General features: G+C 66.3%; 20 protein-coding genes. 12 read left to right on the top strand and 8 right to left on the bottom strand.

The features are described 5' to 3' along the window. The first annotated feature begins 326 nt into the window (after positions 1–326). The gene (locus tag ACIREI_RS29335) at positions 327–764 is read left to right on the top strand and encodes a hypothetical protein (RefSeq protein WP_003974483.1); all 438 of its coding nucleotides are present in this window, start codon (positions 327–329) and stop codon (positions 762–764) included. A 66-nt stretch (positions 765–830) separates the two neighbouring features. Here ACIREI_RS29335 and ACIREI_RS29330 read toward each other — a convergent pair whose 3' ends face one another. Both ACIREI_RS29330 and ACIREI_RS29325 read right to left on the bottom strand, forming a co-directional pair. Beyond that, positions 831–2,162 (bottom strand): tyrosine-type recombinase/integrase, encoded by a 1,332-nt coding sequence (locus ACIREI_RS29330; protein ID WP_403339423.1) that lies wholly within the window; start codon positions 2,160–2,162, stop codon positions 831–833. A 1-nt stretch (position 2,163) separates the two neighbouring features. Continuing rightward, positions 2,164–2,481, bottom strand: a complete 318-nt coding sequence (locus ACIREI_RS29325) for a helix-turn-helix domain-containing protein (RefSeq protein WP_403338953.1) — start codon at positions 2,479–2,481, stop codon at positions 2,164–2,166. A 466-nt stretch (positions 2,482–2,947) separates the two neighbouring features. Between ACIREI_RS29325 and ACIREI_RS29320 the strand changes: the two genes are divergently transcribed. The 4 genes from ACIREI_RS29320 to ACIREI_RS29305 all read left to right on the top strand — a co-directional run bounded on the left by ACIREI_RS29320 (position 2,948) and on the right by ACIREI_RS29305 (position 7,471). After that, positions 2,948–3,190, top strand: coding sequence for an AlpA family transcriptional regulator (locus tag ACIREI_RS29320; RefSeq protein WP_189425142.1), 243 nt, complete (start codon positions 2,948–2,950; stop codon positions 3,188–3,190). Between the two features lie 641 nt (positions 3,191–3,831). Beyond that, positions 3,832–4,998: a DUF3631 domain-containing protein gene (locus tag ACIREI_RS29315; RefSeq protein ID WP_403339421.1), complete on the top strand. Its 1,167-nt coding sequence runs from the start codon at positions 3,832–3,834 to the stop codon at positions 4,996–4,998. A gap of 390 nt (positions 4,999–5,388) precedes the next feature. Continuing rightward, positions 5,389–5,790: a MobC family plasmid mobilization relaxosome protein gene (locus tag ACIREI_RS29310; RefSeq protein ID WP_403338950.1), complete on the top strand. Its 402-nt coding sequence runs from the start codon at positions 5,389–5,391 to the stop codon at positions 5,788–5,790. Positions 5,791–5,794: 4 nt separating this feature from the next. Continuing rightward, positions 5,795–7,471: a mobilization protein gene (locus ACIREI_RS29305; RefSeq protein WP_403338947.1), complete on the top strand. Its 1,677-nt coding sequence runs from the start codon at positions 5,795–5,797 to the stop codon at positions 7,469–7,471. On the opposite strand, the gene ACIREI_RS29300 is transcribed toward ACIREI_RS29305, so the two are convergent. Both ACIREI_RS29300 and ACIREI_RS29295 read right to left on the bottom strand, forming a co-directional pair. Beyond that, positions 7,472–8,026: a flavoprotein gene (locus ACIREI_RS29300; protein WP_403338944.1), complete on the bottom strand. Its 555-nt coding sequence runs from the start codon at positions 8,024–8,026 to the stop codon at positions 7,472–7,474. Then, positions 8,023–9,297, bottom strand: a complete 1,275-nt coding sequence (locus tag ACIREI_RS29295) for a helix-turn-helix domain-containing protein (RefSeq protein ID WP_403338941.1) — start codon at positions 9,295–9,297, stop codon at positions 8,023–8,025. The genes ACIREI_RS29300 and ACIREI_RS29295 overlap by 4 nt, the downstream gene beginning before the upstream one ends. A gap of 175 nt (positions 9,298–9,472) precedes the next feature. Between ACIREI_RS29295 and ACIREI_RS29290 the strand changes: the two genes are divergently transcribed. The 7 genes from ACIREI_RS29290 (at position 9,473) to ACIREI_RS29260 (ending at position 15,759) form a co-directional block, all read left to right on the top strand. Further along, the gene (locus tag ACIREI_RS29290) at positions 9,473–9,910 is read left to right on the top strand and encodes an ATP-binding protein (protein ID WP_403338938.1); all 438 of its coding nucleotides are present in this window, start codon (positions 9,473–9,475) and stop codon (positions 9,908–9,910) included. Positions 9,911–9,945: 35 nt separating this feature from the next. Next, positions 9,946–11,229: a UDP-N-acetylglucosamine 1-carboxyvinyltransferase gene (locus ACIREI_RS29285; protein WP_403339419.1), complete on the top strand. Its 1,284-nt coding sequence runs from the start codon at positions 9,946–9,948 to the stop codon at positions 11,227–11,229. After that, positions 11,226–12,455, top strand: a complete 1,230-nt coding sequence (locus tag ACIREI_RS29280) for a metallophosphoesterase (RefSeq protein WP_403338935.1) — start codon at positions 11,226–11,228, stop codon at positions 12,453–12,455. Before ACIREI_RS29285 ends, ACIREI_RS29280 begins: the two co-directional genes overlap by 4 nt. Next, on the top strand, positions 12,452–12,991 hold the full coding sequence (dcd, locus tag ACIREI_RS29275) for a dCTP deaminase (protein ID WP_403338934.1): 540 nt from the start codon (positions 12,452–12,454) through the stop codon (positions 12,989–12,991). The genes ACIREI_RS29280 and dcd overlap by 4 nt, the downstream gene beginning before the upstream one ends. Beyond that, positions 12,988–13,524, top strand: coding sequence for a dCTP deaminase domain-containing protein (locus ACIREI_RS29270; RefSeq protein WP_403338931.1), 537 nt, complete (start codon positions 12,988–12,990; stop codon positions 13,522–13,524). The genes dcd and ACIREI_RS29270 overlap by 4 nt, the downstream gene beginning before the upstream one ends. Next, entirely contained in the window at positions 13,521–14,618 is a 1,098-nt protein-coding gene (locus ACIREI_RS29265) for a glycosyltransferase family 4 protein (RefSeq protein ID WP_403338929.1), read from the top strand. Before ACIREI_RS29270 ends, ACIREI_RS29265 begins: the two co-directional genes overlap by 4 nt. Positions 14,619–14,706: 88 nt before the next feature. Further along, positions 14,707–15,759 carry a serine hydrolase domain-containing protein gene (locus ACIREI_RS29260; protein ID WP_403338926.1) on the top strand — a complete coding sequence of 351 codons (1,053 nt, stop codon included), beginning with the start codon at positions 14,707–14,709 and terminating at the stop codon, positions 15,757–15,759. A 140-nt stretch (positions 15,760–15,899) separates the two neighbouring features. Here the strand turns inward: ACIREI_RS29260 and ACIREI_RS29255 are convergent, their stop codons facing one another. The 4 genes from ACIREI_RS29255 to ACIREI_RS29240 all read right to left on the bottom strand — a co-directional run bounded on the left by ACIREI_RS29255 (position 15,900) and on the right by ACIREI_RS29240 (position 23,836). Continuing rightward, positions 15,900–16,964, bottom strand: coding sequence for a ComEC/Rec2 family competence protein (locus ACIREI_RS29255; RefSeq protein WP_403338923.1), 1,065 nt, complete (start codon positions 16,962–16,964; stop codon positions 15,900–15,902). A 721-nt stretch (positions 16,965–17,685) separates the two neighbouring features. Beyond that, positions 17,686–19,809: an ATP-binding protein gene (locus ACIREI_RS29250; RefSeq protein WP_403338920.1), complete on the bottom strand. Its 2,124-nt coding sequence runs from the start codon at positions 19,807–19,809 to the stop codon at positions 17,686–17,688. Between the two features lie 2,207 nt (positions 19,810–22,016). Continuing rightward, positions 22,017–23,402 (bottom strand): aldehyde dehydrogenase family protein, encoded by a 1,386-nt coding sequence (locus tag ACIREI_RS29245; RefSeq protein WP_403338918.1) that lies wholly within the window; start codon positions 23,400–23,402, stop codon positions 22,017–22,019. Then, complete coding sequence (locus ACIREI_RS29240; RefSeq protein ID WP_403338915.1) at positions 23,399–23,836, bottom strand: cupin domain-containing protein; 438 nt, start codon at positions 23,834–23,836, stop codon at positions 23,399–23,401. The genes ACIREI_RS29245 and ACIREI_RS29240 overlap by 4 nt, the downstream gene beginning before the upstream one ends. Positions 23,837–23,854: the final 18 nt, after the last annotated feature.

The raw sequence follows: 23,854 nt of genomic DNA, 5'->3' as shown, positions 1-23,854 counted from the left end.
TGCGGACAGGTGTTTCAACGCACGTTTCGGCGGGCGGCCGTGGGGGAGGTCACTGACACGATGATCGGGTTGCGCGGCGGGCGCCACGCGTCCTAGAAAAGCAGTCGGGTGGAGATATGCATCGCGGTGGCGGACTGGGCGAGGGGACTGATGACCTGGGTCCTCGACGTGCCCGGCGGGGAAGGCACCGGCGCGACGCGGAGGATTCGAACGAAGCACGCCAGGGACACGTAGTACCGGATATGCCGGGTGTACCGAACGAATCAGAGCGGGCCGACCGACGCATCGATCGCGATCGGCTGAGGGCGAGCAGGAATGGTGGTCGGGTGGGGGTGACGTACAAGTACTTCGGCGCGCCCGACGGCGCGACCGCGGCCCGCGTCCCGATCTCGATGCGCCCCGAGGAACTCGGCGGCGACGAGCTCGGCATGAACGGCATGTTCACCAAGATCAAGCCGGAGACGATGGCCGCGATGGTCCTGACGGGCATCGAAGGCGTCCCGCTCCACAAGGTGCCGCCGCTGGAACTGGTCGTCCTGCACCCCGACTACGCCGTGGTCAAGCTTCCGATGACGGTGGTGGACCCGCTGCGGGGTATAGGAGAGGAAGCGGTGGGCGCGGCCGCTTTCATCTGGTCGACGGTGCCGGACCGGGGTGGGCCCCGGGATGCGTTCAATGTGTATCAGCTGCTGCACGAGTGGCAGGACTTCAGCCATCGGTTGCATGAGGCGGGGCATCAGCCTTATTGCCTTGTGTGGCCGTGACCTGGGGTTTCAGGGGTTTCGGGCGGGGTTTCTGACCCCGCCCTCGTCATGTGCGGAGAGAGGCCGTCAGGCGGCCAGGGCACATTGAGGGCACATGGGTTTCGCTGGGGGCACTGATGTGCCCTGGGTGCCGGGCCGGTCGTCCTCGGCTTCTGCCTCGGCTTCTGCGAAGACGTCGTCGATCGCCTTGCGGGTGCGGGTCTCGCTGGACGGCAGCAGGTGCGTGTACGTCCGCAGCGTGAAGCCCGGGTCCGAGTGGCCGAGGTATTCGGAGAGCGCCTTGATGCTCTCCCCCGCGTCCAGGAGCACGGAGGCGTACGCGTGCCGGAGGGCGTGCATGCCGTCTTCCGGAGCCGCCTGGAGGTAGCGCGCCCCGCGCTCTCGGGGAGGGATCACGCCGGCGGCGGCAAGGGCGCGCTTCCAGTCGCCCATGTTGAAGACGCTGCGGTTGTAGGCCCGCCCCTTCTTGTCGACGAAGAGGAGGCGGAAGGTTTTCGGCTCGCCGTCCGGCTTGGTCCACGGCAGGGTGACGTCGACCGGCGGGAACTCCTTCATGTGCGCCTTGAGGGCTGCGGCGAGCTGAGCCGACAGGGGCACTGACCGGATCCTGTTGCCCTTGGGCAGCGCGAAGACGGGCTTCGTACCGACCAGCCGCACCTGGCGGTTGACGTGGATCCAGCCGCCCTTGAAGTCGATGTCCTCGACGGCGAAGCCGAACACCTCGCCCTGCCGCAGACCGCAGCCGAATGCGAGCTTGCCCCCGGCCTGGAAGCGCTTCGGTAGTTCGGTGATGACCGCGCGCACGCGCTCCAACGACCAAGGGATGATCTTCTTCTTGGTCGCGGTCGGGAGCTTGACCGACTTCGCCTTGCACGGGTTCTTCGGCAGCAGCCCGTCCTCCACGGCCGCGCCGAGGATGCTGGAGAGGATGTCGAAGATGCCCTCGATCGTCGACACCTCCAGGCCGCCGTCCTGGAGTGTGCGGATCCAACCCTGGATGACCGAGGGCTGGTTGAGGGATCGCAGCTCGCGTCGGCCGAGGTGCTCGGTGATGTGGTTGCGGACCGTCGCCTCATAGCGGAGCGCGGTCGTCGGGCCGACGGAGTTCGCGTCGAGCCACTTCTGTGCGTAGGCGACGAGCGTCTGCTTCGTCTCGGCGGGGACGACGTAGGAGCCCTGCCGGATCTCGACGTCGACCTCGGCGGCGCGGTTGTCCGCCTCGGCCTTCGTGTGGAAGTTCTCCTTGCGCTGGCGGTCGTCCAGGTCGCGGTAGCGGACCTGCCAACGCTTGCCGATGCCGTGGTCGGCGGTGGGGACCATCCGCTTCGTACGGCTCTTGTGCTCGCCGCACTCGGCCTCGGTGGGCTTGGGGTGGGACTTGTGCCAGCGGTCGTACACGTCAGCCAAGAAGGGCCTCCTGGGTGGGGATGAGGGAGTGGGAGGTGGCGTGGGACACCGGGGAGTGCGTCGGCCACGGGAGCAGCAGGGCTGCGGGAGGGGCGCCGAGCGCGGTGGCGATCGTGACGAGGTCGTCTACGTCGCAGCGGCGGCGGGCGCGTTCGGTGCGGCTGAGGGCGGTGTTGGCCATCGGGCGGCCCAGTGCGGTGCAGTGGGCGGCGAGATGGTGCTGGGTCAGGCCGCGTACGAGGCGTAGGTGCTCGATGGCGCGGGCGGTGTGGAGGCCGGCGGGGCCTATTTCGACAGGTCGGTTGGGCATGACAGATAGCTGTAACTTGCATCCGGGCGGCATGGCAAGAGTTAGCTCTTAAACTCTCCAATAGTCGTTCGGGGGCGAAGTGGCGTTCGTCTCGTCGAATTCCGGTACATCGCGAGACGTTTCGGCCGAGGTGTCGTGTTACCTCCCCCGCCGTTTTCGAGTTGGGTGATTTGAACACACATCAGCCATGATGCCCGGCGGGTCAGTCACGTCGCCCCTGCCCGCCAAGTGTTACCTCTGAGCTGCGGAGGTACCGGATTCCGGCACCTCGACCGGTTGCTTCGCCGCAAGAAAATTTCGGGCCCGGCCGGAGCGATTTCGGCAACCGGGGATCCACCCTTACTGTTTCCCTCTCCCCGGCCACGCCGAAAGAAGCAGTGAGGAGCTTCAGAATCAACTCTGGACTTTTCTCCGGGTGGTATGGCTGTGTTGTCCAGCCCATTGTTCAAGACCGAAAAGGAGCCCTGTGCCGAAGAACCCTCCCCGTAGCACCAACGCCCCTGCCACCGCTGCGGCTGCCCAGCGTGGCCCCCTTGCCACCCCTGCGGAGGTCGCCGCCTATCTCGGGGTGCCGGTGAAGACGCTCTACCAGTGGAAGTACCGGGGCATCGGCCCCAGCGTCCACAAGGTCGGGCGTCACCTGCGCTACCGCTGGCGGGAGGTGGACGCGTGGCTGGACGCCCAGACGTCGTACGACCTCACGGCCTGACCCCGCGCGCGACGCGGACGACGAAGCGGCCCCCGGCGCGCCAACGCCGAGGGCCGAAGACTCCCCTGCCGAATACCCATCCCTGAACGAACGAGCTGGTGAGGGCGGGACCTTGCCCGTCCTGCCTCTCACCGGAGAGGAACGCCTATGGAGGACTCTACGTCCGCCGGCACCACGAACACCTCCCCCACCGGCTGGCCCACTCCTGCGGTCCCCGGCGAGGGCATCCCCTGGCGCCGCCAGGATCAGCAGGACACACAGTCCCCGCGTCGGGGACCGTCGAACATCCGGCGGAAGCGGAAGCATACGGGGACCGTCCCCAGCCGTCTGCTGATGCCGTTGTTGGGGACCGCCCCCGCGACGTGCCCGCTGCTCGGTCCCCACACGTCCCGGTCCCCGAATCGACATCCGATGCAAACCCGCAGGCCAGCGGCGGGAAATCGGGGACCGGTCCCCAAGAGGCTGCCGTTGCACCAGGGGACCGCCATGGGGACCGTGAGCACGGTCCCCGCCGGTCGCTGGGGACCGACACACCCGTGGCGGGAACCGCCCAGCAGGAGGGGACCGGTCCCGTCGACGCACGGGGACCGGCAGACCCCTCGGAACAAGGTTCCGGTGAGGGTGCAGTACTGCTGGATGAGTTGCGGGCGGCGATCGGCAAGTACGTTGTGCTGCCCAGTGACGAGGCGCTGACCGCGGTCACCCTGTGGGTGGCGGCCACGCACATCCAGAGCGTCCTGCAGCATGCGCCGCGCCTGGCGGTCGTCGGCCCGACAAAGGGCTGCGGCAAGTCCCGGGTGCTGGACGTGCTCCACGAGACCGTGCACCAGCCGATCATGACGGTGAACATGTCCACGGCCGTGCTCTTCCGCGTCATCGGCAAGAACCCGCGCACCATCCTGGTGGACGAGGCCGACACCATCTTCAGCAAGGCGGGCGAGAACGAGGAACTGCGCGGCTTGCTGAACGCCGGACACCAGCGCAACCGGCCCGCCTGGCGGATCTCCGGTCCTGAGCACAAGCCGACCCCGTATCCGACCTTCGCCATGGCCGCGCTGGCCTCGATCGGCGACCTGCCCGACACGATCACGGACCGGGCGGTCGTGCTCCGCATGCAAAAGCGCAAGCCCGGCGAGAAGGTGACCCCGTTCCGCTCGCGCTACGCCACACCGGAACTGAACGCGCTGCGGGACAAGCTGGCCGCCTGGCTGGAACCGCTGCGCGCCACGGCCGGCCGCATGGCGCCGACCATGCCGGTGGAGGACCGGGCGGCGGACACCTGGGAACCGCTGGTCATCATCGCCGACCTGGCAGGCGGCCACTGGCCCGCCCGTGCCCGTGCGGCCTGCGTGGCGATGACCCGCTACGAAGCCGTCCAGGACGAGCAGACCAACCTGAAGACGCGGCTGCTGCGCGACATCCACCGCATCTTCCAGGCACACGGCAACCCCGAGGCCCTGTCATCCCTGGATCTGGTCACCACCCTGCTCCAGGACCCCGAAGCCCCCTGGGCGGAACACGGCACCAAGGGACTCAGCGTCTACCACCTGGGCAGACTGCTGCGGGACTTCGACATCCGCCCGGCCAACTACCGGTTCGACAAGGGCAGGCAGGCCAAGGGGTACGCCCGTAACCGGTTCCTGGACAGCTGGGCCCGGCACTGCCCCGACCTCACCGAGACGGCGCCCGCCCCCGCGCACGATGCCACGCCCGCGCACCGGGCCCAGGGCAAGCCGCCCGCCGCCTCGGCAGGCCACCTGCCCATCGGCCCGCCCGGCGGCCCCGCCGGCCCCAACCGCTCCCGCTGACCCGCCTCCCCCAGGGTCCGTATCAATGCGTCGCATCCGTCCCCGCGCAGGTCAGCGCGGGGACGGATGTCCTCACTGGGACGGACATCTCCGTACCTGCCCGAGTGTCCGTACCTGTTCTGACCAGGCATGGGACGGATGCGACGCACGTGACACACCTCCCGCCCCTCTCACCACCGGAGTACTCCGATGCGCGACCCGCGCCCCGAACACCCCATGCCCCAAGAGCAGATGGCCGCCACCCCCGTCACACGCGCAGCAAGTTGTCGGGTAAGGAGTCCTTACCCGGCCCCCGCCCTGGAGGGCGCAGAGGCATCCGGCGCAGGAGCACCGGGGTCGGCCGGCCCGGGGGAGCCGACCGGGACTGGGGGCAGCGAGCCGTCGTCGAGCGTGCCGCAGCAGCCTGCGCCGCGTCGCCGTCTGCGTGACAAGCAGCTCCGCGAGCGCCGCGTCCACCCCCGTTACAGCGACGACGAGTTCGCCCTCGTCCAGAAAGCCGCAGCCCTGAGCCGCATGCAGCCCGGCGGCTACGTCGCCGAGTGTGCGCTCGCCGCCGCCCGCGCCGACGACCCCACCGCCGCCGTCGCCGACTACCGCGCCATGGTCAAGGCCCTGATGGCCGCCAACCGGCAACTCGGCGGCATCGGCAACAACCTCAACCAGCTCACCTGGCACCTCAACAAGGACGGCACCTGGCCCCACCCCGACACCGTCCATCGACTCCTGGACCGCGTCGAAGCATCCATCGCCGAGGTGGACACCGCCGTCGCCCAGATCACCGAGGGGCGGTGAGCCAGTGATACCGAAGATCATCCTCGGCAAAGGGCCTCACGCCACGCGCCGCACGATCGGCTACCTCTTCGGCAAGGGCCGGGCCAACGAGCACATCGACCCGCACCTGGTGGCCTCCTGGAACGACTTCGCCCCCGATCCCGGCCGCAGCCCCCACCGCGACCCCAAAGACGTGGAGGCCCAGCTCGCCGCGCAACTCGACCAGCCCGTGAAGATGCTCGGCAACAAGGCACCCAAGTACACCGTGTGGCACTGCCCGGTCCGTGCCGCACCCGAAGACCCGCTCCTCACCGACGCCCAGTGGGGGGATATCGCCCGCCGGATCGTGGCTGCCGCCGGCATCGCCCCTGAGGGGGACGAGGAGGCGTGCCGCTGGGTGGCCGTCCGCCACGCCGACGACCACATCCACATCGCCGCCACCCTCGTACGCCAGGACGGCCGCCGCCCCCAGCGCGACTACGACCAGCGCGCCGTCCAGCGCGAAGCCCGCCAGATCGAAGTCGACTACGGGCTGAGGCGACTGAAGCCGGGCGACGGCACTGCCGCCAAACGCCCCACCAGCAAGGAACACTTCAAGGCCAAACGCCTGGGCCAGGAGGCTGCCACCCGTGACGTCCTGCGCCAGCGGGTCCGCCGAGCCGTCGCCGCCGCAACGGATGAGACAGAGTTCTTCGCCCTGCTGGAGGCATCGGGTGTGACCGTGCGCCTCAAGCTCGGCCCGTCCGGCGACGCACTCGGCTGTAACTTCGCCCTGCCCGGCGACACCAACGACAAGGGCGAGCCGGTCTTCTACTCCGGCTCCGCTCTCGCCCCCGACCTCTCCCTCCCTCAGATCCGCCGACGCCTCGCCACCACCAGCCCCGAACCGGTCACCGTTCGGCCGGGCAACCCGTGGCACCAGGCCACTGCCGCCACCGAACGCATTCCCCACCACCTCACCCACGGCGACGACCACGCCGCCCAAGGACAGCTGGTCGCGCTTGGCGCCGCACTGGACCTCCTGCCGGTCACCGCACCGGTGGCACTGAAGGCCGAACTCGAACAGGCCGCGGCCGTCTTCGAGCGCGCCACCCGCTCCCGCATCGCCGCCGACCTGGACAGCACCCGCGTCCTGCGCCGCAGCGTCCAGGCGATCTGGAAGGATCCCGCACTGCACGGGGACGGAGCCGGGCTGGCGATGCTGCTGGACGTCGCCCTCACCGCGGTGGCGTTCGCGATGCACTGGCACCGCACCCGCCAGCACGCGCAGCAGGAGGCCGCAGCAGAACAGGCACTCCTCCACTTGCAGGTCGCGTACGCGCGAGCTGCCAAACCGGTACTGGCCGGCCTCGCCAGGCGGGCACCCAGCCCGCAGACCAAACGCCGCTACGCCCACCACCTCCAGCAGGCAGTCCCCGAACACGCCGAGCGCATCCTCAACGACCCCGCCTGGGACTCACTCACCACCGTGCTCGCCGATGCAGAAGCAGCAGGACACAACGCAGCCGCCGTCCTCGACCAGGCCCTCGGCCAGCGCACCCTGGACGACGCCCACAGCCCCGCCCGCGCACTGACCTGGCGCATCCGCCGCCTTGGCGAACGCCACGCACCCAGTCCACAAGCCCAAGCAGCGAAGCGCAGCGGCACGCAGCGCCCCACCCCACCCGTCCAATCTCCGCCGCATCCGACACGACGGCGCTGATCAGGCTTGGGCGGACAGCTTGGGGGTGAGCAGTTCCACCGCTTCCTCCCAGCGGAAGCGGTCCGCCCCGCCCCCGGCCTTCGGACGATGCGGCTCGTACGAACCGATCAGCACACCCATCTCCCGCAGCCAGTCCAGACTGCGGCAATAGGCGGGGTGGGCGGCCTGCGCCGAGTTCAGATACGGCAGGACGGCGGTCGGGATGCCCATGCCGTACGCCTCGCACAGGATGCCCAGTGCCAGGGTGTCGGAGATCCCTGCCGCCCACTTGTTGACCGTGTTGAAGGTGGCCGGCGCCACCGCAATGGCATCGGCGGGCGGCAGTGGGCGGGCCTCGCCGGGCGTTCGCCAGGCGGAGCGGATGGGGTAACCGGTCTGCGCCTCGATCGCCTCAGTGTCGAGAAAGCCCAGTGCCTGCGGGGTGGCGACGACACCGACGTCCCAGTGCTGCCCCTGCGCAGCGGTGATCAGTTTGCCGACGTCGCCAGCGATGCCGCAGGCGCACACGACGACGTACAGGAAGGGCTTCTTCTCCGGGTCGTTCGGCTCACTCACGCAGGGACTCCCAGTTGGCGGCTGAAGTGGTGCAGTTCCGGCAGAGTACGGCGGCGGTCGCGGGCGGCCATGTCGGCGACCAGGTCGCGGACGGCGGGTCGGCGGACATCCTGAGCGGCGCAGGTCTCGGCGATGCGCAGGGCCTGGTAGCCGTCGGAGAGACGGCCCTGCTGGCTGTAGGCGCGGGCTGTCTCTACCCACAGGGCCGCCCGGCGCTCGGGGACCGGGATGTGCCGACGCATGAGCGGGCGGGCGGCCTGGAGTGCGAGGCCGGAGTCGCCGAAGGCCACCAGGGCGCTGAGCTCGTGCAGGGCGACGTTGGTTGGGCTGAAGTTGGCCCAGGCATCGGGCCGGTCGAGGGATACGTACCGGGCCACCTCTTTGGCCTCGGCGAGGAATTCCTCAGTGGCCGCGCGATCGCCACCGCCGCTTGCTGCGGTCACACCGCGGAGCAGCAACAACCCAACGGCTGCGAGATCCTTCGGAGAGCGGCGGTCGTACGAGCCGGTGAGCTGATCGGCCGTGTGGCGAACGAGGGTGACGGCCTGGGCGGTGTGCTTCTCGCGGGCCAGGACGTGGGCCTGTACGCGGACGCTGGAGGCCAACACCACGGGGTCGCCTGAGCGTTCGGCCTCGGCCATCGCACGGCCGACCGCGAGCCAGGCGTTGCCCGGGTCATGCTGCTTGAGCAGCAGGCTGGTGGAAGTCTGGTACGTCGTGGCCAGCAGCGCGGACAGCACATCGCTGTCCGTCGTGCTGCTGGATGCCAGTCTGAGGTCGGCGATCAGGCCAGGCAGCGTGCGCTCCAGCTCCGCGTAGTCGCAGGTGTAGAAGAGCTTGCGGGCAGTCCCAACCCGCTCCCGGAGCGCGATCGTGTCCAAGGGGGCGTCGGTACCTGCCGCACTCATTCCCGGGAGCAGGGCCTGGACGAGATCGTCGTGGGCGGCGGCCGAGGCGGCAGGGGTCGCGAGCGCGGCGATGCTCGCGGCGAGGAAGGTACGGCGGTGCATGTCGTCTGCTTCGGGATCGGTGGCGGAGGCGTCGGGAACAGCAGTGGCGAGACCCAACTGTTGGGCAGGGATCTTGAGTTCCTGCGCGACGGCACGCAGGACACGGATGTCCTCCGTGCCACGGCCGCCCTCCAGACGACTCACCTTGGACTGGTGGTAGCCGAGCGCGGCGGCGACGTCCTTCTGCGAGCGCCGCTGTAACACTCGTGCCTGACGGATCACTTCGCCGATCCGTCTCGCTTCCCTGTGTGCTTCGGCCATCTGCCACGGCCCCTTCTGCCGTCGCCGATCCTGCCTGCTCAACCGAGCGTAGATCAGCCGTACTTCGCCGTGATGCAGCTCCTGCATAACCGATGCACCGCCGGCACCTGGACTAACCACCCACTGCTACGAGCTGGTTGCGTGAAGTGGCCGCACCAACCTCGGGAGGCCGCTCATGGCAGCGCACCAGCTCACCCTGTCCGTACCTGCTACCCCCACCGCGGTCGCCTCCGTCCGGCACCAGGCCGTGGAGGCGATACAGGGCTGGGAGGTGGATCTGGACGACGAGGTGGTGCACACGGCCGAGCTGGTGATCAGCGAGCTGGTCACCAACGCCGTCCGGTACGCCGGCAGAGGTCATGTCTCGCTGGAAGTGGAGCTGCTCGCAGCCGTCCTGCGCGTCGAGGTGCGCGACTCCAGTCCGGTGCTGCCTCGGCCCGGCCTCCCGGACGAGCACAGCGAGAACGGCCGCGGCCTGTTCCTCGTCGCCGCTCTTGCCGACCGGTACGCCGCCGAACCGACGCCCACGGGCAAGCGGTGCTGGGCGGAGATCGCCCTGCCCGTCCGCCGGGCCACGGAGACGACCGTCTCCCTTCCCTTGCAAAGGAGTTGACCGTGCCCACCAGCACCTCTACTCGGGCCGCCGAGGTGATCGCCGTACGCCCCGGGCCGCCACTCACCGGCACCGTCACCGTGGATGGCTCGAAGAACGCCGCTCTGCCGCTGCTGGCCGCGGCAGGGGCTCTTGGCCGCCCTGTGCGGCTGGGCAACATCCCTGCGAACACGGACGTCCAGATCTTGCTGGCCCTGTTGGAGCAGGCGGGCTGGCACGTTGCCCGGCCCGTCGGTGAGCAGACGACCGCAGTGCTCATGTCGACTGAGAGCCGGCACACGCATCCCGAGCTGGCCCAGGCCGCCCACATTCGCGCCTCGTACTACCTGGTCCCCGCCCTGCTCGCCCGGCACGGCGAGGCCCGACTTCCCTGGCCGGGTGGCTGCCGGATCGGCGCTCGCGGGATGGATCTGCACTTCAAGGTGTACGAGGCGTTCGGCGACCGGAGCGCACAGGACGACTCCGGCTACCGCATCGAGGCCGTCACACCCCGCACCGGCACCGTGTCCCTGGTGCTGCCGTTCCGCTCCCGTGGGGCGACCGTGGCCGCAGTGCTGCGCGCCGTGACAACCGGTCGCCCCCTGCGGCTGGGCGAACCCAACCTCTCGCCAGAAGTCCTGTCCGTGCTCGACGCCCTCCGCTCGGTGGGCTGGGAGACCCAGATCAGCGCGCACCTCCTCGCTCTCTCCCCGCCGTCCGTCGGCCAGAAGGACGCCGTCGTCTGGCAGGTGCCCGGCGACAAGATCGAGGCCGGCACACTGGCCTGCGCGATCGCCGCGACCGGAGGTTCGGCTCGTGTCAACGGCGTGCACGGCAAGGACGTAACCCCACTCGTAACTGCCCTCCGGCGCCTCGGAATCCCGGCCAGCGCAGAGGACAACGCCCTCCGCGTCCACGCCCAGGACGCACGGCCGACGAGTCGCCCCCTGCGAGCTATCGCCACCCTCAGCCCCGGCGGACTGGACGCTGACTTCGAACCGCCCCTGATGGCACTCGCCCTCGGCCTGCCCGGCACGCATCTGTTCGCCGACGCGATCAATCCCGGCCGCCACGGCAACCTGCTGCCCCAACTGGCCCGCCTGGGGGCCGAGATCGAGGAGATCTCCCCCACTGCGTGCCGCCTGACCGGACCTCAGCAACTGACCGGCGCGGGCGTGGAGGCAACCGACATCCGCACCGGCTCCGCCCTCATGGTCGCCGGCCTCACCGCGCGAGGCGTCACCACCGTCGGCGGCCTCGACCAACTCCGCCGTGGCCACGCCGATCTGCCCGGCAAGCTCCGCACGTTGGGCGCCGACGTCTGCGAGGTCACTCCATGACCGCCACCCGCACCTTGCGACAGATCGTGGCCACCACCGACGTCCACTCCGCCCTCGACAACGCCGCCCCGTTCCTGGCCCACCTCCACGCTCTCCGCCCGACCTCGCTCATCGTGGACTGCGGCGACTTCTTCGAAGGCTCCGGCTACTACCGCCTCGCCCACGGCGCCATCGAGCGCAAGATCCTTCTCAAGCTGTACGACATCCTGGTGCCCGGCAACCACGGCTGGCCGCACCACTTCGAACCGGATCTCCACTGGCTCACCGTCTGCGCCAACGCCGTTCACGCCGACACCGGCGACGCGCTCTTCCGCCGCATGCGGATCGTCGAGATCGACGGCCGACGCGTGGGCATCACGGCGGTGATCGGTCAGCAGGCTTTCCACTCGATTCCCGTCGGCCAGCGCGCCGAACACCGTGTCATCGATCCAGTCCAGGCGCTGCGCGAGCTGTTGCTCGCCCACCACCACGAGGTGGACAGCTGGATCCTGCTCAGCCACTCCGGATTCGACGCAGACCTCAAACTGGCGGCTGATTGCCCGTTCCTGGATGTGATCTTCGCCGGGCACTGCCACACCGTGCAGTACGGCCCGGTGCGCGTGGGCGACACGCTCATCGTCAAAGGACAGGAACTCGCCGACGGGTACGCGGTCGCCACACCGGTCGGGCCGGGCTGGGGTGCCGGCTCCACCAGCTTCCCGGACCGGACGCCAGCTGCTCTCGCCGCCGAGCTGTCGGAGGCGATCGAGGAGATCGGCCGGGCCAGGAAGGAGTTGGCGGTGGCTATCGGGCCCATCGCCCGGGCATATCAACACCGGACACCCGATCGCCGCGGCCTGCTCGTCCACCTGGCCGCCCGCCTGAGGAGCGGGCTCGGTGCCGACGCGGTCATCCTCAACGACACCGCGCTGCGGCCCGTCCCGCTCGGCGACATCCTCACGCTGGGCGATCTGCTCGCCATCGAGCCCTTCGACAACCAGCTCGTCCACGCCCGCGTCCCAGAGGACTTCTGGCAGGACCTGGCCGGCCTGTTGGCCTTCCTCACAGAACAGGCCGGTCCTCTCGTCGTGTTGCCGGACCCCTTGCCGGACGGCGTCACCACGGTGCTGACCACCGACTACCTCGCGGACAACTATCTCGCGGGCCGCTCCCACGCCGCAGGACTACTCCTCAGCCAGGCCCTCAAACACGTCCTCACCACGCCCGCTCAAGGAGGCACACGGTGATCCTCACCGGTCCCGAGATCACCGCCGCCGCCCAGGACGGCCGCCTGCGGATCACGCCTTTCGCCCCCGATCAGGTCAACCCCAACAGCTACAACGTCCGCCTCGGCCCTACCCTGCTCGCCTACGCCGAAGGCGTCCTGGACGCCCACCAACCAAACCCGACCACCGAGTTCACGATCGGACCGAACGGATACGTCCTCCAACCCGGCGAGCTCTACCTGGGCCACACCCTCGAAGAGGTCGGCTCCGACGTCTTCGTCCCGCTGCTGTTCGGCCGGTCCTCCGTCGGACGGCTCGGGCTGTTCGTCGAGATCACCGCCCCCATCGGGGACATCGGCTTCCACGGCCAGTGGACCCTGATGCTCACACCGATCCGCCCCCTGCGCGTCTACGCGGGCATGCGGATCGGACAGATCATGTTCTTCGCCTCCGCCGGCCCCATCTCGCCATACGAAGGCAAGTACCAGGCAGCGACCGGCCCGCAGCCCTCCGCCTACTGGCGCGACGTGACCAAGCTCCGGGCGGTGGCCTCGTGATCCTCACCGGACCCGCGATCGCCGCCGCCCAAAGCGCAGGCGAGATCGTGATCGAGCCGTACGACCCGGCCCGCCTCTCCCCCAACGCCTACGACTGGCGCCTCGGCGACACCCTGCGCATCTGCGACGCCGATCTGGACGCGGCCTCTCCGACTCCGTACGCCGAGACCGCCATCCCGGACTCCGGATATGTCTTGCACCCCGGTGTGCTCTACCTCGGCATCACCCACGAGAGGACCGGGTCGGAGACGTATGCCCAGTTCCTCAACGGCAATCGCACGATCGGCGCGCTCGGCATCTGGGTCCATGTCTCCGCACCGCTCGGCCACCAAGGCCACGCCATCCACTGGACCCTGGAGATCCGTGCCGCCCGGCCCGTGCGCGTCTATCCCCGGATGACCTTCGGCAAGCTCGTCTTCCTGCACTGCCTCGGCACTCCAGCCAGTTACCAACAGCACGGTCTCAAGTACACCGCGACCGCAGGCATCGATATCTCGCGTCTCTACGAGGAGCTCGCCGGAGGTACCACGTGAGTCCTCAAGTAGCGACCGTCCTCGACCTGCCCTTCGGCAGCGCCGGTGGCAGCGTCGAACTCTTTCTCGACCTCTACACCGGCGAGAACCCGCTGGTGTCGACCCGCGCCTTCATGCTCGCCCCGCAGGCGCCTCCACCCCACGTACCTTCGGGGCTGGAGTTGCTGACGGTGCCCGGCAAATGCCTCTCCGGGCCGCCTTTCACGGCGTACGTCAACGCGTTGCGTCGGGCCCTGACGCAGGGCATCGACCCGGCCAGCATCGATGTCCTCCACCTCCAGCATCTTGCCTTCGGCGGTACCCCGGCGCTGATCCGCGCCCTACCCGCACACCCCCGGATCGCACTCGTCCACGGCACCGACCTGCTGTTCGCCGAGGCCCATCGCGACCAGATGCGTGTCCTGCGGGAAACTGCGCGTCTCGCGGACGCCATCGTCGTCCCGACGGGCACCATGGCGGATCGGCTCCTTCAGCTCGCGCCCACAATGGAGCGTAGGAAGATCGAGAAGATTCCCTGGGGTGTCCCCGATCACCTGCTCACCACCCCACCGCCGCGCCCTGCCCGCCGACCGACCGGACACCTCCGGCTGCTCTACGCAGGACGCCTCACCGCCGAGAAAGGCATCGAGGCGCTCCTGCGTGCGATGCCCGTAGCCCAAGCCGTCGAACTGAGCATCGCGGCGCCGCGTCACCAGTTCCATGGGCTGACCCCGCTCCTGCGCCTGCTCAAGGTCCACGTCCGCTACCTCGGCTGGCTCAGCCGTCCACAGCTGTGGAAAGCCTTCGCCGACCACGACGCCCTCGTCATGCCCTCGACCACCCTCGAAGCCATGGGCCTGGTCGCTCTTGAGGCCCAAGCCTGCGGACTACCGGTCGTCTACCAGCCCGTTCCGGGGCTGAGCGACACCCTCGCCGCAACCGGCCTGGCCACCGACTTCACCAACCCGGGCACCCTCGCCCAGGACCTCAATCGACTCCGCTCCACCCCCGGCCTGCTCCCGGCTCTCCAAGTCGCTGGCCGCACCAACGCCACTCGCCATCCCCTCACAGCCACCGCCGCTGCCCTGGCCGACCTCGGCAAACAGCTCATCTGACCTGTCCGCGCCGCAACCAGTCCCATACCGGCCCCCTCACTACGCTGACCACCGGGACATCTCACGGCCCACGATCGATCGGGAGACCATGGCGCTCGACCTCGACACCGACCGCATCCACCAACTCCTCCACGACGGTGCACGCGACAAGATCTACCCGGGCGCCGTCTGGGCCGTCGGTGACAGCCGAGGAACCCAGGCCAGCGGCAGCACAGGCGTCCTTGATCCCGACCGGCCCGACGAGCCGATGCGGCACGACACAGTCTTCGACGTCGCCAGCCTCACCAAGATCCTCGCGGTGTGGTCGACGATCGGCAGTCTCGTCGAGGACGGAAAGCTCCAACCCGACGCACCCCTGGGTGACTTGTGGCCCGAAGTGAGCGGACATCCACTGGCGCAGGTGACCGCACGCCGCCTGCTCACCCACACGGCCGGCGTCCCGCTCCGGGCCAACCTCAAGAACCTGTACGGCACCGACCCGCAGGACGTCCGCGACGGCGTCCTGCGAGAAGCCCTGCACCGGCCGCCCGGTGAGGCCGTGGAATACACCGACCGCGCCGCTCTCATCCTCGGTTACCTCGCCGAACACCTCTCCGGCCAGCGGCTCGATGCGCTCGCGGCCGACCGCGTCTGGGGCCCGCTGGGCATGACACAGACCTGCTTCGGGCCGTTGAGTCCCGAAGCGGCGGCCCGCTGCGCACCGACCGAACTCGACGACAGCACGGGAACCCATCTCAAGGGACGCGCCCACGACTTCTCCGCCCGCCTGCTCGGCGGCGTGTGCGGCATCGCGGGAGCCTTCTCCGTCCTCGACGACCTCGCCACGTTCCTGCGCTACCTCCTCGCCCCAAACCAGATCAACGCGTCACCCGGATTCGGCACGGACTGGATCAAGGAATCCCTCCAGATCCACACCGGAGAGCTGACGCCGCCCCGGGGCCTGTTCTGGCACCCCGCACCAGGTACGACACCGGAGGCCGATGACGTCTGGGTGCACTACGGCTTCACCGGCACCGGCATCTGGCTCTCCCCCAGGAAGGATCGCTGGGCAGCCCTGCTCACCAACAAGCTCTACTACAGCCGGGACCGCGAACCACTCACCCGCGTCCGCAACGAGTTCCGCTCTCACGTCTTCGCTTGAGCAGTGCAGTTTCAGGAAATTTATCAGGCGCCTTCGAAGTCCGTGCGGACTAGACATTCATAGCATCGCGGTAGCCCTGATCAGCGTCGGCACGCTGCACTGTCTCCGTAAGTCCATGCTGGAGCAGAGACGGCATTAAACTAGCCATCACCATTAAAACGAGGGATTGGCAGGAAGATCTTCCCTACCCCACACATTGGACTATCGAGCCCAGCTACGAACTCACTATGCGTGAAAGATGCAGGAAGTATTCCCAAGTCACCGCCTTCACTCATCGAAATGAAGACACTCCCTGCACACGAAGACGTTGGAAGATCTGCAGCCTGGCAATGCGTGGAAACTTGCGTACACGCAATGCGCGCCTGCGGCAGCGTATCTCGGATAGCTTCTATCACTTCGGGGAGCGGATTTCCGTACCGCCCCCTACCCAAAGAGATCGCCACCATTTCAGGCTTGACCGCGCCACATAGAGACCTGGCAAATTCTGCAGTCGACGCTCCGCCGCAGTGACCGCCATGATGGGGGAACACCAGCACTGGTGCCGATATTTCCTGCTGCCGCAATAGCACCCGGTCGAGCGCTTCGGAATCAAGGTCCCCTGGCAGAAGCAGGGCCGGCTGCCCGCCTAGACGTATCCGAAGGACAACCGACATTCCATTCGACGTGATCTTCGGCACCGCATAATCAGAAGCCCTATTCGACGTTCGTCCACCATGCCTAGCACCCCTGGTTCCGAGCCCGCTAAAAAGAATATCCGGGTGGAGGACTTCTACGTCAACTCGACCGAAAGATAAGAGCTCGCGTGCAGCAACGTTGATGGAAGTCGAAACATTGACGCGCCCAGCCTCGTACAGATCATGGGCCAAGGCCACAAAAGCGCGCCAAGTCCGGGTGTTCTTAGAGCTATCCGGATTGAACCAGACCGTGCCGATAGAAATTTCATCTCGGGGAAGGAGTTTCAAGGCCCCACGAACATGATCATCATCGGCATGCGACACAACTAGATGCTCAATACGAGTGACTCCAGAACGTTCAATTTCTGCAAGTAGCTCAGATTCCTTCGCGACGTCGACAACGAGGCATCGGTGCCCGTCCCGAATCAGAGCACAGTTTCCATGCCCAACATCCAGAATAACCGCTTCTAACGATGAATTTATTTTGCCGCCTTCAAGAGTCTTTCCAGACTCCAGCAGTCCATCCGTCATGCGGGCATCCAGCTTTCGGGCGCAGGAGAAGCCTGTCGAATATTCTGAAAGAAGAGCTCCCCTTCATTAGCGGCGTAGTAGTTCACGTCCGCAATGAATTGAGAACCTAGGAATTCCCGAGGCGGATGACTCCTCACGGAATCCGGGAATAGGTCCAGCGGAATCACAACCTGCGCATCCGGATCCCACGCTGGCACGTATACACACGCTGTCGGGCATTCTGCTTCATAGCTGACCCTAGCTACTTCAATAGCGGTCCTAAATGCCCTGCGCTCCAATGGGCGATCGCCAGATATCTCGAGCTTTGTGATAGTCAGCGCCTCAGAGAGGTCCTTGGTGGTCCGCCCTCGCTTATTTAGGACGCGGGGGATCCCGTGTCGCCATCGCCGAATAGAAGTCGACTCATCTTCAGATGTCCAAGCCGACAAGAGAACGCACGGAATCTGCCTGGACAGATTGGATTGGCATGCGAGCTGAGCGCCATCAAAACGCGCATGACCACTCCCATTCAAGCGATGGTCACAGATCGCGGCAGCACACTCATTTTCCACGATCGCAGCAATTACCTCATCGACATCCGGCGACCCTGCCAAGGAGATTGCGACGGGAGTGAGATCAGCGTCCTGAAGCTGATAGGACAAAGCCCTCATCGCTGCTGGATCATCGTCGATCATCCCTACCCGAGCACCCTGGGGAATTTCAAGCAAAGCACTCACACGGATCAACCTCCATCGCCCGGTTGCTCCGTATCGGGAAGGTAGGCAGGGGCTACAATCCTGAACTCTGCACCGCCTAGAATTCCTTGCGCTGCAGCCGAAACCTGCCCGCGGAGATCAGATACGATATCCCGGACAATCGTCAGCCCCATCCCAGTACCATTAGGCCGTGTCGTTTCTCCTGGCAGCCAGATGTCTTCCAGCTTGATGTTAGTGATGCCAGGCCCCGAATCGGATACTGTGAGTTCTACCTGATCTCCGACTTTCTCCGTGGCAATGCGAATCATGCGCTCCGGTGGGGCGTCCGGCCTCAGCATTGCATGCGCAGAGTTGATCAGCAGATTCGCCAAGAGCGACTCTAGATCCGCAACCGTTGTCCTGAGAGGTAGTTTCTCGTCCCACAGTTCCAGATCGACTTTAATCTGCCGGCTCGAGAGTTGCTGACCAAACATGCGCGTTATGCCACGACAGACTTGATTGAGGTCCACAATGCGCATTTCGCGCTTATTCTTGTTCAACAATGCCAGAGGGAGCTCCGTATAGGATTGCATTTTCTCGGCAATGTCAACGGCGTCTGTTAGAGGAGGCTCGATCCTTCTGGAGAAATCTTCCTCGGAAAGCAAAGAACGAGTCCGGTCACCGAGGCTGCCAAGGAGCGCCATCAGATGACCGGAAGGAGCGAGGGCCTCATGTGCGAAGACCGCTGTACTCGTACCAAGCGTTCCAAGGGTACGGTACAGAAGCCTGTCATCTTCTAGAGCCTTCGTAAGGGCATCAGTGGATTCTACGACTTCCTTCCACTTACGAAGGATGAGCGGCCGACGGTCAACCGGGACCAATGACTCCAGTACTCCTTGGAACTCCCTCTCTACCTTATTCTTCCTCGCTCGTGCCCGAGGGGACCTCTCCGACCTGTTCTTTTCCCTAATCTTCAGACGCTCATAGGCAGCCCAATCTGCCGCTCGCTTGGCAAACTCCCGCAACTGATGAAAGTAGGCATCTTCTTGAAACCCCATTCGGTCAGTCTTAGGAGTTAGGCGATATGGACCATCCTCAATTCTCACACGCCCGACAGAGTTGTTTGTTGATGGGCGAACTTCGGGACTGGCCGCCCGGCGCAAGTTTAGGTCCAGCCAGTCGTATCCCGGATCGCCATAAGGGGTTACTCGTACGCCACGGTGATAGAGATGAACGCCGCCGACTTCCTTGAGCCAGGGGCGAATATCCGCTACCGTAATTTTCGAGTTACGGCGAGAGAATGATTCATTGTTGAGGAGATACATCCAGAGCTCAAACGTCGCAACTGGAGCCAGGAACTGAAGCTCAACCTCTTTCTTGCCGCGACCGTATCTTTTGAGGGCAACCTCGTCATGATCACCCTCTGCTACAACTGATCCACGCCAGTCGTATAGAAGAGCTCGCGCCTTCCCTGCTTCGTCCAAAGTGGCTACGAGTTTATACTCGTATTCGTCGAAAAACCTGTACCCAGAGGAAACCGTACCCGCGATAGCGTCGTACTCGGGTGCATCTACGATCGTCTCAAAGCCGGAGAGTGCATCAGGGAAAACTCCCGTCAGTAGAAGAAGGTTCCGTGACAGTCGAGTCATGTCCTCTTTGGAGAATTTACTGCGGAGGGCATCGACCGTGACCGTTGTGCCTGGCCCCTTGCTTGTTTCCCTGGCAACGATATTCAATTCGACTTCGTCGACAGATGACACACTTTCGTAGCGCTGCCAATCGATCGACAGGTGATATTCTCGGCCTGGCTCGTTCCTTGGCCTAGTGGCCACGTGAACTCGACGGCCAAGGCGCAGTGAAGCAAGCCGACCGAGCCCCTTCTCGCCGACCTTTTCTCGTTGCCCGTCGATCTTTGGCGCATCAGGTTTGGATGAACGTCCGACAAGCAAGAAGCCGTTAGATATCTCGCTGGCCGTCATGCCGTCACCGTCGTCCTCAACAACGAGTGTGCCGCCAGGGACGGCAACGTCGCGCATTGTGATCCAGCAGTGAGCGGCGTCCGCGTCATAGGAGTTTCGTGCCAGCTCGAGTATGCCGAGGTCTGGATGCGGAACCAGTTCTTCACCGAGACGTGCAAGAACACTCGGCGAGAACCGAAGGCTGTGCCCCATCAGCCGCTCCCCTCAGCAGCAGGTCTGCAAGGTCCCATGGGTTGCTCGAACAAGGCCATACAGCCTAGCAGCAACGTTTTTGATTGTTCGTCAAGTATGGGAGGTCAGACGGAAGTTCACCGCACTACCCGCTCCAGGAGTCGCCGTCGTACTGATCCAACGCCGGGTCACGCCATGTTGCTCCAGGCGCCTGACCAGCACATATGTTGCCGCCACCGTGGCCCTTGCGGAAGGTGAGCCGAACACGAGCACCTCTGTGTCGGACGGCAGGTTCTTGGGGCCAATGTCACGTCTACGACCATGCTCCGACCAGTGCAGCGGCGGTTGGTGCAGGCCAACCAGCCATCGGGCTCGCCAGAAACGTTCTTGCCCTGCAGAATGGGGGACAACTTCAAGCAACGGGCCGTCAACTGTGCGTCCCACCAGCAGGGGAGGGACGCAGATGGTGCTGGGTGGCTACGCGACCTACACGCGGGAACTGCTGGCTCTCGCAAAGCAGGTCATCAGCGAGCCAGCCATGCAAGATCCGTCGGAGGCGCATGCCGCGCTGAACGGTCAGGCATCGGCACGACTTCGCCGGCTCATCCCTCTGGGCCAGCGGCGAGATATCGGTGCCTTCTTCACCAGCGGTGACGTCCGCCGCCGCTTTACCACTCTTCTGAACGAGGGCGCCCAACCAACCGAGCACACCAGGTATTGGGATCCAGCTTGCGGCGCCGGTGACCTACTCCTAGCTGCTGCGGAGTCGCTACCCGCCGGAGCCACGTTGCAACAGACTCTGACCCTATGGGGTAGTGCTCTACGTGGTAGCGACGTGGAGCCCGACTTCGTAGAAGCGGCACAAGCTCGCCTATTCCTCGCAGCTGTTCTCAGACACCCGGATACAGCCGCGACGTCTGGCGTAGACGTAGATAAGGGGGTTCGTGCCTTCCGCAATATCCGAGTAGACGATGGCCTCGCAGTATTGCGCCGAACTCGAAGTTTTCGTGGCCATCTACTAATGAATCCGCCTTACGGCGCCACATTGGCCGACCGCTCGTGTGACTGGTCACAGGGCTCCACATCAAAAGCCGCGTTCTTCGCTCTGGAAGGCGCGAGAGCAATATCGATCGGTAGTCGCTTTTCTGCCATCTTGCCTGATGTATTGCGCAGTGGTAGTCGCTACGACGCGTGGCGCGACCGTATGGACGCGACCATGGCAACTAGCGAAATTTCCCCTTACGGGCAATTCGACCCCTATACCGACATTGACGTTTTCCTTATCTCTGGAACACGCCGCAGCCAAAGGCGTACTGCTGTCGCATGCCGGACCAGCTGGTGGCCTGAGATCGAAGCCGAGCGGCGAGCAGGTGACTGCTTCGACATTAATGTCGGTCCGGTGGTCGATAATCGCTCCCCGCACAATGGACCGATACTCCCTTTCCTCACCGCTCGTGATCTCCCAGCGTCAGGGATAACAGGTATCCCTTCCAGAAAACGCCAGTTTGAAGGACGTGTGACACAGCCCCCCTTCGTAGCTCTACGGCGAACTTCGCGCCCCGGCCAAGGAAAAGGGGGCAGCACCCGCGCTGCTGGCGTGATGGTCATAGGTGACTCCCCCATCGCTGTGGATAACCACATCATTACAGCCAAGCCCCACAGCAATTCCGAGGAGGATTGCCTCAAACTTCTCAAGGTTCTGGACTCCGCCGAGACTAATGAATGGCTGGATCAACGTATTCGATGCCGTCATTTGACTGTTGGCGTGATCCGCACTCTCCCTTGGCCTTCCGCGTCATGACGAGGCTCTCGGGCCAGCGGGCGTGGAGGTATCCGATCCCGTCCTGGCTGCCCTTCGGCCAGGAGCACCCACTGGCGAGCCTGGAGAATGAGCTGTGCCCTGGCAGGGCACATCCAGGGCACATAAGCCTGGGAAACTGCGTTGACCCGTGAGAACTACCGAGAGGAGTTTTCCCAGGTCAGCGCACATCTCCTTGCGTAACCCCAGGTCAGCGCCCTCTCATCACCAATCGCTGCACGAGTGGCAGGACTTCTCGCATCGGTTGCATGAGGCGGGGCATCAGCCTTATTGCCTTGTGTGGCCGTGAGCTGGGGTTTCTTGCAGATCGGGCGGGACTTTCGGGCTCCGCCCTTGTCATGTGCCGGGAGGGGCCGTCACCGGGGGTGGCAGACAGGTCCTGTGAGTGTTCCGGCAGGGCGTGATCCGGTCAGGCGGTGACCCAGTAGGTGCGGGTGTTGGTGAACTCGCGGATGCCGGCGGCGGCCAGTTCGCGGCCGTAGCCGCTGCGCTTGGTGCCGCCGAAGGGCAGGCGGGGGTCGGAGGCGACGATCGCGTTGACGAAGGCCGCTCCGCTGGTGATACGGCGGGCGAGGGCGACGCCACGGCTCGGGTCGGCCGTCCAGATGCTCAGGCCGAGCCCGTACGGCGTGGCGTTCGCGAGCCGTACGGCGTCCTCGTCCTCCCGGGCGACGGCGATGGCGGCGAGCGGGCCGAAGGTCTCCTCGTCGAAGGCGGGCATGCCCGGGCCGGTGTCGCCCAGGACGGTGGGCTGGTAGAAGAAGCCGTCGCCGGGCACGGGCTTGCCGCCGGTCAGGAGGCGGGCTCCGGCGGCGACGGATTCCTCGACCTGTCGCTGGATCGCGGCCCGCAGGTCGTCGCGGGCGAGCGGGCCGACCTGCGTCCGACGTTCGCGCGGGTCGCCGACGCGCAGGGCTTCGACACCGGCCACGAACGCGGCGGTGAACGCATCCGCCAGGGAGGCGGCGACGATGAACCGCTTCGCGCATACGCAGCTCTGCCCGGAGTTGGTGAAGCGCGCCTTCACCGCGGCCGCAGCGGCCGCGTCGACATCGGCGTCGTCGAGGACCACGAAGGCGTCCGAACCGCCCAGTTCCAGAACGGACTTCTTCGCCGCCCGCCCGGCCGCCGACCCCACCGCCGCGCCCGCCCGGTTGCTTCCGGTGAGGGTGACGGCCGCGACGCGGTCGTCCTCGATGAGCCGCGCCGTCACGTCGGGCACATCGGCGTCGGCGATCACCAGTGTGGTCACGAGGTGCTCGGGGAAACCGGCTTCCACGAAGAGGTCCTGGAGCGCGAGCGCGCTGCCGGTGACGTTGGAGGCGTGCTTGAGCAGGACGCCGTTGCCCGCCACCAGGGAGGGGGTGGCGAAGCGCATGACCTGCCAGACGGGGAAGTTCCACGGCATCACGGCCAGGACGAGTCCGGCGGGCTCGTAGGCCACCCAGGCTTGTGCCCCGGCGATCTCGACGCGCTCGTGGGCGAGGATGCCGGGGCCCTGCCGGGCGTAGTACTCGGCCGTGACGGCCGACTTCTCGACCTCGCCCTCGGCCTCGCCGACCGGCTTTCCCATCTCGGCGACGGCCAGGGAAGCGAGATGGTCCTTGTGCTCGCGCAGGGTCTGAGCAAGGCGGTCGGCGCGCGCGGCCCGCTCGGTGACCGGCACCAGGGCCCAGGCACGGCTCGCGGCGTGGGCCCGGGCCACAGCGGTCTCGATACGGTCCGCGTCCCAGCCTTCGTACGTGGCGGTCGGCTCGCCGGTTGACGGGTCGACGGTCTGCAGGACGCTGCTCATGCGGTGGGTGCCCCTCCCTTGTCGTGCTCCGAGAGGTGTTCGAAGGTCTCGCCGGTGGCGGTGATGGTGCGGGTGACCTCCCGGCCGCCGTAGACCCAGTAGATCCGCATCACGCCCTCGCCGCGGTTGAAGAAGCGGTGCGGGATGCCGGCCGGTACCCAGGTCGCCTGGCCGGGCGTCAGGTCGAAGAACTCGCCGTCGATCTCCGCGGTCGCCTCGCCTTCGAGGATCAGCACGGATTCCTCGACGTTGTGGCTGTGCAGGGGCAGGCCGGTGCCGGGCTGGAAGACGGTCTGGCCGGTCGTGATGACGGCCTTCTCCGAGTTCCACTTGCCGACGTAGGGGATGGTGGCCACACCGCCGCCGCGGTCGAAGCGTTCGACCTTGTCGGGGTGGATGAGCAGGTTCGGCTCGGTGGGGTGGTCGTTGCACATGGAGGCTGCCCCTTCAGG

This window comes from Streptomyces sp. NPDC093591 (genome assembly GCF_044764885.1).
GTDB lineage: Bacteria > Actinomycetota > Actinomycetes > Streptomycetales > Streptomycetaceae > Streptomyces.
The sequence above is the reverse complement of the archived record's forward strand: the minus strand, read 5'-3'. Positions and strand labels throughout refer to the sequence as shown.

Bases quoted from the DNA above. Each gene is read 5' to 3' on its own strand.
- ACIREI_RS29325 (WP_403338953.1), bottom strand. From the start codon at position 2,481: ATGCCCAACCGACCTGTCGAAATAGGCCCCGCCGGCCTCCACACCGCC.
- ACIREI_RS29250 (WP_403338920.1), bottom strand. From the start codon at position 19,809: ATGGGGCACAGCCTTCGGTTCTCGCCGAGTGTTCTTGCACGTCTCGGT.
- ACIREI_RS29240 (WP_403338915.1), bottom strand. From the start codon at position 23,836: ATGTGCAACGACCACCCCACCGAGCCGAACCTGCTCATCCACCCCGAC.
- ACIREI_RS29295 (WP_403338941.1), bottom strand. From the start codon at position 9,297: ATGGCCGAAGCACACAGGGAAGCGAGACGGATCGGCGAAGTGATCCGT.
- ACIREI_RS29245 (WP_403338918.1), bottom strand. From the start codon at position 23,402: ATGAGCAGCGTCCTGCAGACCGTCGACCCGTCAACCGGCGAGCCGACC.
- ACIREI_RS29290 (WP_403338938.1), top strand. From the start codon at position 9,473: ATGGCAGCGCACCAGCTCACCCTGTCCGTACCTGCTACCCCCACCGCG.
- ACIREI_RS29255 (WP_403338923.1), bottom strand. From the start codon at position 16,964: ATGACGGATGGACTGCTGGAGTCTGGAAAGACTCTTGAAGGCGGCAAA.
- ACIREI_RS29280 (WP_403338935.1), top strand. From the start codon at position 11,226: ATGACCGCCACCCGCACCTTGCGACAGATCGTGGCCACCACCGACGTC.
- ACIREI_RS29260 (WP_403338926.1), top strand. From the start codon at position 14,707: ATGGCGCTCGACCTCGACACCGACCGCATCCACCAACTCCTCCACGAC.